The following is a 15,821-nucleotide window of genomic DNA, read 5'->3' on the forward strand; positions in this document are numbered from 1 at the left end:
CCTGCCGGTGGTGGCGGGGCCGGCCGAGGCCGCCGCGCTCGGCAACGCGCTCGTGCAGGCGCGCGCCCACCGGCTGCTCGGTGACCGTGCCGCCATGCGTGAACTCCTCGCCGCGACCCAGCCGTTGGCACGCTACGAACCGCGGGGCAACGCCACGGCGTGGTGCGCGGCCGAACGGCGGGTGCACGACCGGTGACCCGTCGAACACCTTCCGCACTCCCTCCGGCCCGGACCCAGCCCCGGAGGTCACCGCCTGTGACCGCCGTGTGTGTACGGGCGGGCGCGGCCCAGGTCCGGCGTACCGCTGCCCACCGGTGTGCGCGGTCGCGCCCGGCCGGGGGAGCGGATCAGGCCCGGCGGAAGATCATTCCCGCACGCTCGGCGCCGACTGCCGAGCGTGAGGAAGCCCGAACGGGGTACCTTCCATCGACAGGCCCACAGACCACCATGGTCGGGCCCCGACCCCCGGCAGAACGATTCCATGGCCAAGAAGAGCAGCTCATCGACCCCCGTCCCGGACACCGCATGGCTGGGGCGAGGGCGCCACCTGGGCCCCGAGCCCGAGCAGGACGTCCGGCGCAACCTGATCGCCCTCAAGGCGGCCGGGGTGCTTGATGACTTCCTGGACCTCGACCCCGTCGAGGCGGCACGTTCCACCGCCCTGCACCCGAAGGACGCGTCCGCCGACCCCGGCCCCTCGGCCCGCCGCCTCTTCGAGGCCCGCTGGCGCGCGGGCGACGACGTCACGGTGCGTGCGCAACTGACCACGTACGACCCGGAAGGCCGGCGCAAGGAAGGCGAGGGCGTCACCTGGGTGCTCGCCGCCGAGGCCGAGCGGCCGTGGGAGGCGGACTGGCCCTCGCCCGCCACCATGTTCTGGCCGGACAGCGACCAGGTCGCCTGGGACCACGACATGGTGCCCGGAGTGCGGCTGCGGACGACGAACCACCTGCCGAAGGACGACGGCGAGCTGCGCCACCGGCTGCGGGACTGCACCCGGCAGAGCCCGTTCGTCCATGTCGTGGTGCATGAGGCGATGACGCCGGACGCGCGGGGGCAGCGGCCGGTGGCGGCGTTCCTGCCGCCGAGCCTGCGGCACCGGGTGGTCGAACACCGGGCCACACCGGAGCAGGCCCAGATCGCCGACGTCGCGATGAAGCGGGAGTTCGGCGTGCGGATGCCGCGCGGCGGCGCCGTCATCCTGCCCATGGCGTCGCAGGGCCCGGAGTACGACGCGGAGCGCTTCACGGTGCGCAATGTCTTCCTCGACGGCTCGGTGCCGACCGAACTCCTGGCCAAGATCAGGGAGTTCGCCGCACTGCCGCGGCCTCTGTCCCAGGAAGCGGAGCGTGCGCTGATCCGGCTGCGCCAGGGCTGGCACCTGCTCACCCCGGACGAGGAACTGGTCCACGCCCAGGGCATGGTCGCCAAGTACGCCGAGGCGCTCGAAGCCATGACCAACTCCCGTGATCTGTACCGGGAGGCGGCCGAGTCGGCGCACGCGGCACTGGCCCAGGCGGCCGACGGCGGCGGTGCGCCCCTGCCGCCGGCCCCGGGGCAGGCCAGGACGGACGGCTCGCCGCTGGGCGCGCTCACCAAGGCGCTGGGCCGCTTCCGTACCCCCAACAAGTAGGACGCGAGCCGACGTCCCCGTCCGGCAGAAGCGTGCGCCACCGGCAACACCCCGTCCGAAACCCAAACTTAACAAGAGTTTACCGGTGAGAAACCACACTCCGCCGGGCAGTTGCTGTGGGTGGTGGAGCGACCACCAGAAGAGAGATGGTGCTTACACCTAATTCCCCCCACGGAGAGGTTGTCCCCTGTGTGCGGCATAACTGGATGGGTTTCCTACCGACGCGACCTGACTGCCCATCGGGAAACGGTCGATGCCATGACCGAGACGATGACCTGCCGCGGTCCTGACGCCCAGGGGGCCTGGCTGACACCGCGGGCCGCACTCGGCCACCGCAGGCTCGCCGTCATCGACCTTCCCGGCGGCGCCCAGCCGATGGAGGCGCGCACCGAGAACGGCACGGTCGCGATGGTGTACTCCGGTGAGGCGTACAACTACACCGAGCTGCGCGAGGAGCTGCGCCGCAACGGGCACCGCTTCGAGACCGATTCCGACACCGAAGTCGTGCTGCGGGGCTACCTCCAGTGGGGCGAGGAGCTGGCCGCCAAGCTCAACGGCATGTACGCGTTCGCGATCTGGGATCCGCGGACGGAGAAGCTGGTCATGATCCGTGACCGGATGGGCATCAAGCCCTTCTACTTCTACGAGACCGACGACGGAGTGCTGTTCGGATCGGAGCCCAAGGCCATTCTGGCCAACCCGCTGGCTCCGGCCCTCGTGGGTGGCGACGGGCTGCGGGAGATCTTCTCGTTCGCCAAGACGCCCGGTGCCGCGATCTGGGAGGGCATGCGGGAGCTGAAGCCCGGCCATGTGGCGGTCCTGGACCGCAACGGGCTGCGCGAGCACGCCTACTGGCAGCTGGAGGCCACCGAGCACACCGACAGCCAGGACGCCACCGTCGGACATGTGCGGGACCTGCTGGAGGACATCATCGCCCGCCAGCTCGTGGCCGACGTGCCCCGCTGCTCCCTGCTCTCCGGCGGGCTCGACTCCTCCGCGATGACCGCTCTGGCGGCCAAGCAGCTCGGTGCGCAGGGCGAGACCGTACGGAGTTTCGCCGTCGACTTCCCGGACCAGGAGAAGAACTTCCGGGCCATGGACATCAGCCCGACACAGGACACCCCGTTCGTGCACGCGGTCAAGGAGCACATCGACTGCGACCACAGCGACATCATGCTGGACGGTGCCGCGCTGTCCGACCCGGCCGTACGACGCGCCGCGGTCGGCGCGCGCGACCTGCCGATCGGGCTCGGTGACCGTGACAACTCCCTCTACCTGCTGTTCGCGGCGGTCCGTGAACAGTCCACCGTCGCCCTGTCCGGTGAGTCGGCCGACGAGGTGTTCGGCGGCTATCCGTGGTTCCACGACGAGCGCCGGCAGGCGGAGACCTTCCCCTGGCTGGCCGGGGACTCGCCGATCGACTTGACGGGAGCCCTGTCCGACGACCTCGCCCACAGCCTGGAACTCGACGCCTATCTGCACGACAGCTACACGTCGGCCCTGGCCGAGGCGCCGCTCAAGGAGGGGGAGAGCGGCCTGGAGAAGCGGATGCGGCAGGTGTGCTATCTGCATCTGAGCCGTATGGTGCAGTCCCTGCTGGACCGCAAGGACCGGATGAGCATGGCGGTGGGACTGGAGGTCCGGGTGCCGTTCTGCGACCACAGGCTGGTGCAGTACGTCTTCAACACCCCGTGGTCGATGAAGACGTTCGACGGCCGGGAGAAGAGCATCCTGCGCGAGGCCACGCGCGACCTGCTGCCGGACTCGGTGGTGCAGCGCAAGAAGAGCGGCTACCCCGGCAGTTTCGACCCCAACTACGTGTCGGCGATCCAGTCGCAGGCGTCCGACCTGCTGACCTCGGGCCACCCGGCGCTTGACCTGTGCCACCGCACGCGGCTCCAGGAGGCCGCCAAGGCGGACGGGGCGACGATCACCACCCGTCAGCGCTCCCACCTGGAGAGGGCGCTCGACCTGGCCACCTGGTTCGACCAGCACAAGCCGGCCATCAGGCTGGGCTGAGCGGTCCGGCCCCCGGGGCTCTTCCATCAGGCCGGCCGTCCTGGTGGAGGAGCCCCGGGGGTCCGGTGCGGCGGCGCCGCGGCTGAGCGCGATCCCGGCTCGAGTCGGCTGCCCCGAAATCCGGTTGGGGCCTTGTGGGCCGGGCCGAAAGGCGCTTTCATGGCCGTCCCCACTTGACCCCCCACAGAGGAGACACGCGATGCGCTTGACCAAGCTGCTGACAACGTTGTCTTGTGCGATGGCCGTCGGCCTGGCGGCACCCTTGATGACCGCCGCGCCCGCGCAGGCGGCGACGGATCACCATGTCGTCGTCTACTACCAGACCCAGTTCGCCAACGGTTCGTACGTGTCCCCGAAGGGGCTGACCGACCACGACACGGGTGTGACGGATGTGGTGGTCGGCGCGATCCACCTCAACGAGGGCGGCAGCGTCTCGCTCAATGACACGTCGCCCGACGACGCCAAGTTCGATCCGATGTGGAGCGACCTGGCAGCGATGCAGGGCAAGGGCGTCCACGTACTGGGCATGGTCGGCGGCGCCGCGGCGGGCAGCTTCCAGCGCCTGGACAGCGACTTCGACACGTACTACCCGAAGCTGAAGAACGTCGTCTCCACGCACCACCTGGACGGTCTGGACCTCGACGTGGAGGAGGGGATGTCACTCGCCGGCATCGAGCGCCTCATCGACCAGCTGCACAGCGACTTCGGCGCCGGCTTCCTCGTCACGCTGGCCCCCGTCGCCACTGCCCTGAACGGCGGAGGGAACCTCTCCGGGTTCGGCTACGACGCCCTCTACCGCGACCGGGGATCGTCCATCAGCTGGTTCAACGCCCAGTTCTACTGCGGCTGGGGTTCGCTGGACGACACCAGCGGCTACGAGGCCATCGTGAACCACGGAGTCGTCCCGGCCGGCAAGGTGGTGGCGGGCACCCTCACCAACGCGGCCAACTGCGGCAGCGGATACGTACCCATGGACACCCTCAAGTCGACCGTCTCCCAACTGTCCGGCAAATACAGCGACTTCGGGGGAGTGGCGGGCTGGGAGTACTTCAACTCGGACCCGGGCGGAACGGCGGCCCCCTGGGAGTGGGCCGCGAACATGTCCGCCGCGATGTAGGGCACGACGCGTGAGCCGCCGGCCAGCCGATGTTCCCCGGGGCGGCAGCGTCACCTGTTCTCGGACACACCGGCGACATAACGGTCGGCATGGAGGCGGACGGCGCACCCTTCACCAAGGTTGCCGTTGGTGCCGGTGAAGACCTGGAAGATGTGGTCGGTGTCGGAGAGCCGGTGGTGACCATGGAGGTCTCTCTGCCCCAGTTCGCCAACCGGTTGAGGGTCGCGACCGGAGCAGCGTGATCCAGGCTGGTGTCTTCCCAGACAGGAGCTCCGGCCCGCCCGACGTTGCGGACACCCTTGGACGGGACGATCGAGCTGTCTACCACGACGGCAGTGGCCTAAGGGGGCAAAAGCGAAAGCTACGAGGTCGGCAGGACGTTGAACGCCTCCAGCACTGTGCGATTCCGGCGTGGGCCCAATTCTGCTGGCGGTCACCGCTGTTGTAGATGCGCTCGAGGATGTGAATGGCGCCGGTATTGTCGCTGAGTTCGTCGGGCCTGTCGGGTATCGGAAATCGCCGAACAGCCCGGTCAGCGTAACGCTCCGATTGAATGCTCTCGAAAAGCGTTCGTCGGGTGTCCTGCGGGGTGCGTCTGGGGCCTCTTGCTCGGTTGTGCGGCGGGGGACAGGAGTGACTGCAACCAGAGTGCGCCCACGGGGTAGGGCATTCGTCTTTGTTCTCAGGGCGCGCGACCGCCCGCGCCCGCAAGCCGGATGTCTGGGGCGGTTCGAGGCATCAGGCGGAAGGCGCCACGGACCGCTGGTGTACGTCCTGCCCGGCCGCGGATGCCGTGACGGCCCCCGCCGGGCCGTGACCGTCTTCTCCGCGACGGGGCTCTGCTCCCCGGCGCAGGCGCCGTGCGGTGCGCCGGCGCCGGTAGGCGCGCATGGCCTCCTCGCGCCAGGCTTCGAAGGTGGGATCGCACAGCTCGTCACGGAACCGGCCGATTCCCATCCACCGCAGCACGGCCCCGGACCTGTTCAGGGGAAAATAGGTCTCTCCGGGCCCGGTGCTGCCCGCGTCCGGCTCACCGAACTGCTCGGGCGTCCACCCCAGGGCGGTGACCGTGTCCATGGAGCGCAGGTTTCCGAAGGCGCCTGGCATTTGACGGGCCTGCCGTCCCAGGTCCAGGTATTCCACCTGCAGCGGCCCGGTGTCGTCGCGCGCGTCCAGGGACGTGGACAGATCCCCGCCTGTCTGCCCGGCGCGCCCCAGCACGAACTTCTCCTGCGTCAGCACCTTGCCGGTGCCGTGCAGCCGGATATGCGCGCCGCGGTGGGTGGCGATCTCGTCCGAGACCACGAACGGCATGCCCGCCCAGGTCAGGACGCCTCCGTCGCCCACGTCGGCGTCAATGGTCCAGGACGACGGGGCGTCGCCTTCGTAGGCGACCGTGCCGGTCGCCTCCACCACGTCGAGCCAGGCACCGGGAGCGACGTCCACCTCGATGCGGACGTCGTCCCCGGACAGCAGCAGCGCCCGGGTGGCGATCAGCCCCACCCTGGCCCCGTCGGCGTCCTGTTCGATGGTCCGGACCGTCAGGTGCCCGGTCGCGTGGCGCAGGTGGCTGCGACTTGCCCCGGGCGTGACACTCAGGCAGGTCGGGCCGGTCACGCGCCTTGCCCGGCTTCCGCTGGAGCCTGGTCGTGCGCGTGGGTGGTCCCGTCCGCGTGGGTGTGCAGATGACCGTCCTGGCCGGCGTGGAAGTGCGGGGCCATCGGGCCGGGGTCGACGGGGGTGTGGTCGCCGGTGCGGTAGTGGGCGAGAGTTTCGCGGACCCAGCCGGTCAGCGTCCGGATGGACGCCGCGTCGTGCCGGGACAGTGCGACCACCGGGCCGTCGGCGCGGGCCTCACGGCCCTCGCGCGCCATGCGCTCGACGTCCACGCCCACATGCTCGCCCAGGTCGGTCTTGTTGATCACGAGCAGGTCGGCGCGGGCGATGCCGGGACCGCCCTTGCGTACGACGTCACCGCCGCCGGCGACGTCCAGGACGAACAACTGGGCGTCGACCAGGGCCGGGGAGAAGGTCGCGGTGAGGTTGTCGCCGCCGGACTCGATGATGACCAGGTCCAGAGAGCCGAAGTCGGCCTCCAGGTCCTCTGCCGCCAGCAGGTTGGCGGTCACGTCGTCGCGGATCGCCGTGTGCGGGCACGCGCCCGTCTCCACCGGGCGGATCCGCTCGGGGTCCAGTACCCCGGCGCTCTTGAGGAAACGCGCGTCCTCGTCGGTGTAGATGTCGTTCGTGATGACGCCCAGGCGCAGTTCCCCGGAGAGTGCCTGGCACAGCATCGCGATCAGCGAGCTCTTGCCGGTGCCGACGGGACCGGCTACGCCGAGGCGCATGGCCCGGGTGGGAGCGGTGGTGTTCTCAGGCACTGAAGAGTCTTTCTGTGGTGGTGTCGTGGGTCTCGGCCCAGCGCTCGATGAGTGGAGCGCCATGGGCAGGGATCTGTTCGGGGGTGTCCAGGTGGGCGACCTGACCGGCCATCGCTTCGATGTCCGGCAGCAGGCCGTTCACCCACGCGGTGACGAGCAGCGGGTCCTGCGGCACTAGCTTGAGCAAGGCCGCCGCCCCGGTCTGGACGTCGTCGTAGCCGATCAGGCGGGCCAGGTCGGCGGGGTCCAACGCGGCGCGGTGGGCGAGCAGGCCCAGTACGACCGGGCGTGACCAGGCCGGTGCGCCGGCGTCGAGGGGACTGGGCCAGAGCGTCTGCAGGACCCGCAGGTACCCGCGCCCCAGGCGCCGCCCGTTGGCTCTCAGTGCCTGGCTGGGGGTCCGGGCGGCCCAGGCGGCCTCGACCTCGCCGAGGTCTCCGCCGCCGGCTGCCACCGCCCTTGCGACGACGGCGGTTCCGGCCTCGACACGGGTGACCGTGCGCAGCCGCGTGCGCAGATAGGCCGGAACCTCGGCCGGTGCCGTGCCGGCCCGCAGGGCCGGCTCCAGACCGGCGGACTGGGTGTGCCCACCGGACGGGAGCCGGGCGTCGCCCAACAGGGCGAGCAGAAGTGAAGAGGTGCTCACGGGGCGCCTCAGAAGAGCAGATAGCGCTGGGTGAGCGGCAGATTCCGCGGCGGATGCGGCTGGTCCAGGTACCAGAACCCCTTGAGGTCCGTGTGCTCCGTGAGCTTGTGTCCCCGCGCCGGGTCGACCCCCGGGATCTCCAGTGCGATCGTGAACTTGGTGGGGTCGATGTCGATTTTGAAGCACTTGTCGTTGAAGACCATGTCCCTCTTCGTGACGCTCCTGACCGGCTTGGCCCCTTTCAGCTCACGCCGCAGACCGAGGGTGGCCTTCAGCGAGTCCCTGAACACGCCCTTGCCCTTCACCGCGCTGTACGGGTCAGCGCCGCCGGGCGGGTTGAGGGCCTTGTCCGAGACGAACGCGTAGGACACCTGGGAGGCGATCGCGTGGGCCATCGCCGGGCGCAGGAAGGTGGGCTGCGGGGTGGACACCGAACCGTTCGGGTCTCCCAGATTGCCGAGCACCATGGCGCCGCCCTTGATGACCACCTCGGGCCGTACGGCGAAGAACCTCGGGTCCCACAGCACGAGGTCGGCCAGTTTCCCCGCCTTCACCGAGCCGATGTACTCGTCGACACCGTGGGCGATGGCGGGATTGATCGTGTACTTGGCCACGTAACGCAGAGCGCGGGCGTTGTCGCCCTCCCCCCGCTCGTCCCCGTAGAAGAAGTTCGCGTCCCCGTCGAAGGTCTTGTGGCTCCACTCCTTCATGACGTGTGCGACCTGCCAGGTACGGGTCACGACCTCGCCGATGCGGCCCATGGCCTGGGCGTCGGATGAGGTGATGGACATCGCGCCCATGTCGTGCAGTACGTCCTCGGCGAACATGGTCGTGGAGCGGATACGGGAGTCGGCGAACGCCTGGTCGTTCGGGTTGGCCAGGTCCAGGTGGTGGGCGGAGGCCAGCATGTCGATGTGCTCGGCCACGGTGTTCACCGTGTACGGCAGCGTCGGGTTCGTCGAAGCGGGCAGGACGTTTTCCTTGGCGGCCACCTTCAGGATGTCGGGGGCGTGCCCGCCACCGGCGCCCTCCGCGTGGAAGACGTGGATGCCGCGTCCGTCGATGGCGTCGAGGGTGGTCTCGCTGAAGCCGGCCTCGTTGAGGGAGTCGGCGTGCAGGGCGACCTGCAGGCCCCACTTCTCCCCGGCCTTCAACGCGGCGTCCAGAGCCGCCGGGGTGGCTCCCCAGTCCTCGTGGATCTTGTAGCCTCCGGCACCCGCCAGCGCCTGCTCGTCCAGACCGTCCTCGCTGACGGTGTTGCCCTTGCCCAGCAGCATGACGTTGACCGGCAGGTCGTCGAAGCTGCGGTGCAGGTTCACCAGGTGCTGCGGGCCGGGGGTCACGGTGGTCGCCTTGGACCCCTCGGATGGGCCCACACCGCCGCCGACCAGGGTGGTCGTCCCCGTAGCGAGAGCCTCCGTGACGGCGGACGGGGAGATGTAGTGCACGTGGGTGTCGACGGCCCCGGCGGTGAGGATCTTGCCCTCGCCGGAGATCACGTCCGTGGAAGGCCCGATCTCCAGCCCGGGGGTGACCCCAGCCATGACATCGCTGTTCCCGGCCTTGCCGATCGCGACGATCTGGCCCTCCCTGATGCCGACGTCAGCACGCACGATGGCGTTCTTGCCGGCACTCTCACCCGCGACGAGGCTTGCCAGGTCCTGGGCGGGGGCGACATCCAGGACGACCACGTTGGTGATCACGGTGTCAGGTGCGCCCTCCCCGCTGGTGGTGGTGCCCTGCAGCATCGACTCGCGGATGGTCTTGCCGCCGCCGAAGACCGCCTCGTCGCCGCCGAACGTCAGGTCGTGGGTGACCTCGATCCAGAGGTTGGTGTCGCCCAGGCGGACCTGGTCGCCCACGGTCGGGCCGTAGGACTTCGCATAGTTCCCGCGGGTGATGATCGTCATTTCTCTCCTCCAGCTGGGTGTGCGAGGGCCCGGTCAGTCGAGGTCGACGTCGCCGGCCGGCTTGTCCTTGCGCAGGCCCGGAACGCGCCGGTTCCCGCCCATCTCCACGACCTCGATCTTGTCGCTGGGGGCGTGCTCGGGGCTGAACCGCTTCGAATCCCCCGGAGCCACATCGAGACGGAAACCCCAAGGGGCCCTTCCCGGCGTCTTCGACCGGTCGTGCGCGAACCGTCGGGCCTCGGCGATCTGCTCGGGCCGCGATAGATGACGGGCCGTCAGGACCCGTTCGGCCTGAGCGGCAGCGTCCTTGTCAACGAAGAACAACAGGTCCTCGTTGGCGTCGGCCAGATGGATGTGCGAACCGATCTGGATGTCGCGGTCACCGACGTTGATCACGTAGAGAACGGCCTTGGCGCCCTGGGAGTTGAGCTCGTGGTTCGCATCCGGATCCCTGACCCACACGCCTCCCACCGCGTACTGGGAAAAGGCGTGGACCGTGCCCGGATCCAGGGAAGAGGGCTTGGGCAAGGGCTCTTCGAGCCTCAGGCCAGGACCGGGCGGCCTGGGAACTGGCTGGCTGACCGCGTACACGGGCGGCTCGGGCTTCGTGGACAGCGGCTGGAAGTAGGGCATGGATTCGACCTCAGCTGCTCGGAACGGGCTTCGTGACGGGCTTCGGGTCTGGCCTTGTGACGGGCTTCGGGCCGCGGATGGGGTTGTAGAGGGTGACCAGCTTGCGGCCGTCGGGGAACGTCGCCTCGACCTGGAGGATGTCGAGCATCTCGGGCACGCCCTCCATCACGTCGGCACGCAGGAGAACGCTCTCCCCCTCGCCCCGGGTGTCGCCCTGCCGGTCTTTCAGGGGACAGCGGGCATCGCTCATCATCTGGTCGACTGTGTAGTTGCCCGCCCGGGCTTCCTCGATGACCCAGCAGCTGATGTAGGCCACGGCCTCGGGGTAGTTCAGCTTGATGCCGCGCTCCTTGCGGTAGCTGGCGAGCATCCCGGCCACGCTCAGCAGCAGCTTCTCCTGCTCTGAGGGAATCAGGTGCATCCGTGCTCCTCGATGGTGGTGATGGCGTCCTGACCCCAGGCGGATCAGGGCGCTCGCGCAGCCCTGGCGCCGAGTCGGGCCGCCAGGACGGCTCCGCCGGCACTCGGGCCGGGCAGTACGTAGGGCTTGTCTGCGGAACTCCTGCAGGGGTGCGGTGCCGTATGTCCCCCGGGCCAGCCGGACGGCGACCAGGCCGACACCTCTCAACAGACGTCCTGCGGTGGGGTGTCGGGCGGTGAGGTGACCTCGCCCAGCAGGAACGCGTGGCCGCACCGCCAGGACTGAAGCCGGGCAGACTGCCACAGCCGAGAACAGAGGCGCCAAGGGCACGACGCACAACGGGCCAGGGCGGAAATCCGGGGTGCTGACGGTCAGGGCAAGCCCCGCGCGCCGAGTGGTCCATACGATCGCGCCTCGCTGCTGACTTCCGATGCTGCCGCAGCGGTGGGTCATTCCGGCCCTGAACCACTCGTGGCTGCGGAGCCCCACGGCAGGGCCGGAATCCCGGCCGGTTGCGCTCCCAAGAGGAAGGTTCCCCAGCACCCGCTTGAGCCGCGTACGGACGTCATGCGAAGACCTCTCCCTGCATTAGCGCATGCCGACAACGTCTTGAATCACGAGACGGCGGCCCTCCAGTAGCAACCAGACAATCCCGCACTATAGAGCGGCATTTGCACTCTCTGCGGCGCAATTCGTCATACATCTGCTTTGCAGATGTATGACTAGGGATGCCGAACCTCGGGAAGGGTGAACACCCGCTTCCAGGAAATTCGAGGTCATCTACGGGATGCAGCGGTTGCAGGGCAAATGCTCGCCTTCAACGTGCACCGGCCTCGGTCGACGGGTGTTCGCTAATTTTCACCCGATGCAGCGGTCCTCTGGCATTGCGTTGCACGAGCCGGAAAGCGTGGCAGCGCCGCAGCAGGCCTGGGCTGTTCTGGCTGGTGACATCACCCCCAGGCATCGGTGACGACACGGAGCCAGCGGACAAGGCCCCTCCACCAGGGCCGGAGTTCCGGTGCTCGGTGCGGAGGCTCCTACCCCACGCCCTCGTTGTGCTCGGGGAGTACCCCGAGTTCCGTGAGTACGCCCCGAGTGCGGCGACAAGCTCGGCGTGATCCCCGTGGAGTGGCTGCACTCCACGGTCCAGGGCGTCCATCACGCGATCGACGACGGCCAACTGGACGGATTGTGGGGCACCCGGTGCGAAGAGCTGGTCAGCACGGAGCCGTTCCAGGTCCAGCTCGGCCCGGTGTGGCCTTGCGTCACTACGGTCACGATTGCCGTCTATCCGGAGGGCGGCATGGCCGAGCCCAACGGCCGGGTTCGCATGGCGATGGAGAAGGTGCCCGGAATCGCGCAGCGCGAGAAGGGGGCCGGATTCCGGACTCACGCATCGTTGACTTATGCCATGCCCCGGGAATCCCATCAGGTGCGTTCGCGTTGGTCGTTGACGGGCAAACTCTCTACCCCGCTCGCATGACAGCGCAACTCACCACCTCTACCTGCACGTTTACTAGTTCGATCCCTTCCGATGCAATTCCCGAGAGGTTGACGTACAGCTGCGTGGTGCTCAAGTGCGCGTCTTCCAGGACCCACTGCACGTCAGTCAGCGCCAGGTGCGGGTCAGGCCATCCGGTAGGCGGCGGGGTGACGCAGATCGTGCAGCGTCCAGTCCGCACTCAGCAGTTCATTGGCCCGGTTCGGCGTCGCCCGCGGCAGCCGTTCAGGCCGCTGACGCAGCACGCGGCGAAGTCGGAACCGCACCGGAACCGGCAGGCTTCCGACGATTTCAGGCCCACGTCCCTGCCATGTGACGCAGACTGTCCCCATGTCCGATGAGGCCACCGGCCGTTCGTCGGCCGCTTCGTCGGCGAATCTCCGCCCCGCCCTGCTGCTGGTCTCGGTGTGGGCGCACGGGGTGCTGGCCGGGAGCGACTACCAACGGGGCCGCAGCGGCCTCGACCTGATCGCTACGTCGATCCCGCCCCGGCCACGGCGGAGTGGACCAGCCGCCGGGCCGACGCTCTCCTCTCTGCCGAGCCGTCAGGCCGTCGTCGGTCCGTCCGGAGGGAATCCGTATCCGGCCCAGTTCGCCACCACCCGTTCTCGCAGATCCTCGGGGAACGAGTGCCGGAAGGACGCGGTGCGGCCCCGGGTGGTGCCCTCGAACTGTTCCGGGAGCAGACAGCTCACGACGGATTTGCCGCCCCGGCCCGTACGTACCTCGTCCGGCGTCAGGTACGGGACCATCGGGATGCCCGGCGCGTCCGGATAGACGTACTCGCCGGTGCCCGGGTGGTAACGCGTGGCCAGGGCCCACACCAGCTGGCTGATGTCGGTGACGTCGATGTCGTCCGCCACCAGGATGACCTTGGGCACCAGCCAGCCGGTGTGCGAGCCGAAGAAGACGTCCGCCACCGCGTCGGCCAGCCGGCGTTCGCTCAGTCGCATCCGTGCCAGCCGCTTGATGTCGATGGACACGGCGATCCAGCACGTCGCCGCCTCGTACGAGCACCAGGCCAGGTCCACGGGCAGGCCGCTGGAGCGCAGCAGGTCCGTGGCGGCGGCGGAGATCATGGTGCCCCAGATGGTGTGGTTCTCCTCCGGGGGGAGGCCCGCCACGCAGACCGGCAGGATGGGATCGTCCCGGTGTGTCACCGCCTCGACGTGGAAGACGGGCTGCTGCTTGCTCCCGGCGAACGAGTATCCGTGATATTCGCCCATCGGCCCCTCGGGAGCCGTCTCGTCGGGGCTGATGTACCCCTCGAGGACGATCTCCGCGTTGGCCGGTACACAGAGATCGTGCAACTCCGTCCTGACCACCTCGACCGCACTGCCGGTCAGGGCTCCGACGTAGCCGTCCTCGCTGACGCCGGCGGGCAGCGGCATACCCGCCGCGCCAAGCGCTGCGGGCGGGGCGCCGAGCACCATGGCCCAGGGGGTCGGCAGCCCCCGCTCGCGCCACATGGCGTGGATCATGCCGAGGTGCTGCTGCGGCATGGCCGGGCCGACCAGGGTGTTCCTGCCGTTGAGCATGGTGCGGCTGACCGACCAGCTGGTCCAGCGACCGTCGGGGGAGCGCACCACATGGAAGCCGTACGTCCCGAAGTACCGGCCGCCGTCCTCCTCGTGCAGCAACGGCACAGGGAACCGCTCCAGGTCGACGTCATCGCCGGTCAGCACGTTCTCCTTGCACGGCCCCGCCTCCACGGGCCGCGGGGGCACGGGGTCGGCGTGCATGGCTGAGATGAGCCGTTCCAGCAGCTGACGCGGTACGGTCTCGCGCTCCAGCCCGAAGTGTGCGGCGAGCCGGCCGTACCGTCCCTGGCCCGTGCCGTTGAGACCGGCGGGCGCTCCGAGGATCCGGCAGCCTGCCGTGCCCTCGGTCAGCCGGCTGAACAGCGGGGCGGGGCTCCCCGTCTCGTAGACGCGCCGGGTGATGGCTCCGACCTCCAGGGTGGGGCTGACCGGCTCCCGGATATCGACCGCGTCCCCGGCGGCGAGTGAATCCTCGACGAAATCACGGAAGTTGAGAGCGCTGCCGTGTTGTGTCATGGCGGGACCTTTCTTGTCCGGAATGGATGGCCGAGGCCCCCGTCGCGCTACGGCGACTGCTGAGGCGGTGGGTGAGGGCGCGTCAGGACGTGTGGGTGTCCCGGGCCAGTGGGGCAGGGGCACCTGTTCTCATGCCCTGCCACCGCTGGGCGGTGGGCAGGTCCAGGCCGAACTGGTCCAGGACACGCGCGACGAGGTGTTCGACGACATCGGAGATCGTCGAGGGGTGGTTGTAGAACGCGGGGGCCGGTGGCATGACGACGGCGCCCATCCGCGTCAGTTCCAGCATGTTCTCCAGGTGCACAGCCGACAGAGGTGTCTCCCGGGCGACCAGGACCAGTTTCCGCCGCTCCTTGAGCATCACGTCCGCGGACCGGCCGACCAGGCCCTCTCCGCAGCCGGTACGGATCGAGGCCAGGGTCTTCATGCTGCATGGCACGACGACCATGCCGTCCACCCGGAAGGAGCCACTGGAGACCGCCGCCCCCTGGTCGTCCGGGCTGTAACAGACCGAGGCGAGCGCCTGCACATCGCGCAGTGAGTGTCCGGTCTCCTGCGCGATGGTGGCGCGGGCCCAGCGGCTGACGACCAAGTGCGTTTCGACCCCCAGCTCGCCGAGGGCCTCCAGCAGGCGTATCCCCAGGGGTGCACCGGTCGCTCCGGTCATCGCGACAACGAGTCTCACGCCGTCACCTCCCGATTCTTCGTCGCGCTCAGTTATGGCGTGTACGTCCTAGTTCCTCGACGATATAGTACGTGTACGTCCTGATCAAAATGCGGCGGATTCGACGGAACGGCGGCGGGACATGTCATCGCAGGACCACCAGGACCAGGAGCAGCACCAGGACTCCGGCGATCTGCTCACCGCGATCGGCGGTCTCGGCCCCCTGGCCCGCCAGTTGAACCAGGTGCACACCCGCCTCTGGTACGAGCAGGTCCACCAGGACCTCACCGGGCCTCAATTCACCGTGCTGAGCCTGCTGCACGCCCGCGGTGCCATGGATCAGGGCATGCTCGGGGCGCTGGCGAAACTCGACAAGTCGACTGTGGCGCCGCTGCTGGACCGTCTGCACCGGCGGGGACTGGTGGACATCGCGAAGGACGACAGCGACAGACGGAGAAAGCTGGTGAGCATCACCGGCAGCGGCCGGGAGCTGGCCACCTCGCTCGCTCCGGCCGTCGTCGCGGTGAGCGACCGGATGCTGGCGCACTTCTCCCCGCAGGAGCGCGACCAGTTCCTCGCGCTGCTGCGGCGTGCGGTCCAGGGGCCGACGGGGTAGGCCGACGGGGTGGGACGGCGGGGTGGGCGGGCAGCGCCTCAGGTTCGCTGATCGCCCGCCGGTTCCGCTCGCCGCAGGCTCTCCCGCTGAGGTGTCACCGTGTAGGCCGGGTCGTCGGCGGAGGCGATTCCCGCGGCGAAGATACCGAACCGCGTACAGGCCGAGCCCGCGAGCAGCAGCGCGCCGCCGCCCACCGCGGCGGCGCGGTGGCGGTGCCCGAGGA

Annotated in this window: 14 protein-coding genes and 3 pseudogenes; 8 read left to right on the plus strand and 9 right to left on the minus strand. The window is 69.2% G+C overall.

What is annotated here, in order from left to right:
- From G3I19_RS25430 to G3I19_RS25450, 5 genes and pseudogenes are all read left to right on the plus strand, one after another.
- Positions 1–196: pseudogene (locus tag G3I19_RS25430) on the plus strand (rhamnulokinase); the annotation flags it as partial.
- A gap of 285 nt (positions 197–481) precedes the next feature.
- The gene (locus G3I19_RS25435; RefSeq protein WP_164266037.1) at positions 482–1,633 is read left to right on the plus strand and encodes a hypothetical protein; all 1,152 of its coding nucleotides are present in this window, start codon (positions 482–484) and stop codon (positions 1,631–1,633) included.
- Between the two features lie 189 nt (positions 1,634–1,822).
- Positions 1,823–3,652, plus strand: coding sequence for an asparagine synthase (glutamine-hydrolyzing) (asnB, locus tag G3I19_RS25440; protein WP_164266038.1), 1,830 nt, complete (start codon positions 1,823–1,825; stop codon positions 3,650–3,652).
- 238 nt (positions 3,653–3,890) lie between these two features.
- Entirely contained in the window at positions 3,891–4,769 is an 879-nt protein-coding gene (locus G3I19_RS25445; protein WP_239074815.1) for a glycosyl hydrolase family 18 protein, read from the plus strand.
- An 89-nt stretch (positions 4,770–4,858) separates the two neighbouring features.
- Positions 4,859–5,011 (plus strand): hypothetical protein, encoded by a 153-nt coding sequence (locus tag G3I19_RS25450; RefSeq protein WP_164266040.1) that lies wholly within the window; start codon positions 4,859–4,861, stop codon positions 5,009–5,011.
- A 496-nt stretch (positions 5,012–5,507) separates the two neighbouring features.
- Here the strand turns inward: G3I19_RS25450 and G3I19_RS25455 are convergent, their stop codons facing one another.
- The 6 genes from G3I19_RS25455 to ureA are packed head-to-tail and all read right to left on the minus strand — an operon-like array spanning position 5,508 to position 10,760.
- Entirely contained in the window at positions 5,508–6,386 is an 879-nt protein-coding gene (locus tag G3I19_RS25455) for an urease accessory protein UreD (protein ID WP_343235208.1), read from the minus strand.
- Entirely contained in the window at positions 6,383–7,117 is a 735-nt protein-coding gene (gene ureG / locus G3I19_RS25460; RefSeq protein ID WP_203600170.1) for an urease accessory protein UreG, read from the minus strand. Before ureG ends, G3I19_RS25455 begins: the two co-directional genes overlap by 4 nt.
- 25 nt (positions 7,118–7,142) lie before the next feature.
- The gene (locus G3I19_RS25465; RefSeq protein WP_164266042.1) at positions 7,143–7,796 is read right to left on the minus strand and encodes an urease accessory UreF family protein; all 654 of its coding nucleotides are present in this window, start codon (positions 7,794–7,796) and stop codon (positions 7,143–7,145) included.
- A gap of 8 nt (positions 7,797–7,804) precedes the next feature.
- Complete coding sequence (gene ureC / locus G3I19_RS25470; RefSeq protein ID WP_164266043.1) at positions 7,805–9,706, minus strand: urease subunit alpha; 1,902 nt, start codon at positions 9,704–9,706, stop codon at positions 7,805–7,807.
- A 33-nt stretch (positions 9,707–9,739) separates the two neighbouring features.
- On the minus strand, positions 9,740–10,339 hold the full coding sequence (locus G3I19_RS25475; RefSeq protein WP_164266044.1) for an urease subunit beta: 600 nt from the start codon (positions 10,337–10,339) through the stop codon (positions 9,740–9,742).
- 10 nt (positions 10,340–10,349) lie between these two features.
- Entirely contained in the window at positions 10,350–10,760 is a 411-nt protein-coding gene (gene ureA, locus G3I19_RS25480; protein WP_164266045.1) for an urease subunit gamma, read from the minus strand.
- Positions 10,761–11,874: 1,114 nt separating this feature from the next.
- On the opposite strand from ureA, the gene G3I19_RS25485 reads away from it, so the two are divergent.
- Together G3I19_RS25485 and G3I19_RS37700 are read left to right on the plus strand one after the other, a co-directional pair.
- Positions 11,875–12,243, plus strand: coding sequence for a hypothetical protein (locus tag G3I19_RS25485; RefSeq protein ID WP_164266046.1), 369 nt, complete (start codon positions 11,875–11,877; stop codon positions 12,241–12,243).
- Positions 12,244–12,591: 348 nt separating this feature from the next.
- Positions 12,592–12,735: pseudogene (locus G3I19_RS37700) on the plus strand (nucleotidyltransferase); the annotation flags it as partial.
- Positions 12,736–12,806: 71 nt separating this feature from the next.
- Here G3I19_RS37700 and G3I19_RS25495 read toward each other — a convergent pair.
- Together G3I19_RS25495 and G3I19_RS25500 are read right to left on the minus strand one after the other, a co-directional pair.
- Positions 12,807–14,318, minus strand: a complete 1,512-nt coding sequence (locus tag G3I19_RS25495) for a UbiD family decarboxylase (RefSeq protein WP_164266047.1) — start codon at positions 14,316–14,318, stop codon at positions 12,807–12,809.
- Between the two features lie 82 nt (positions 14,319–14,400).
- Complete coding sequence (locus G3I19_RS25500) at positions 14,401–15,003, minus strand: UbiX family flavin prenyltransferase (protein ID WP_343235209.1); 603 nt, start codon at positions 15,001–15,003, stop codon at positions 14,401–14,403.
- A gap of 121 nt (positions 15,004–15,124) precedes the next feature.
- Between G3I19_RS25500 and G3I19_RS25505 the strand changes: the two genes are divergently transcribed.
- Positions 15,125–15,598 (plus strand): MarR family transcriptional regulator, encoded by a 474-nt coding sequence (locus G3I19_RS25505; RefSeq protein WP_164266048.1) that lies wholly within the window; start codon positions 15,125–15,127, stop codon positions 15,596–15,598.
- A 38-nt stretch (positions 15,599–15,636) separates the two neighbouring features.
- On the opposite strand, the pseudogene G3I19_RS25510 reads toward G3I19_RS25505, so the two are convergent.
- Positions 15,637–15,821: pseudogene (locus tag G3I19_RS25510) on the minus strand (polysulfide reductase); the annotation flags it as partial.

It is taken from the genome of Streptomyces sp. SID10853, from assembly GCF_010548145.1.
Classification (GTDB): Bacteria; Actinomycetota; Actinomycetes; order Streptomycetales; family Streptomycetaceae; genus Streptomyces.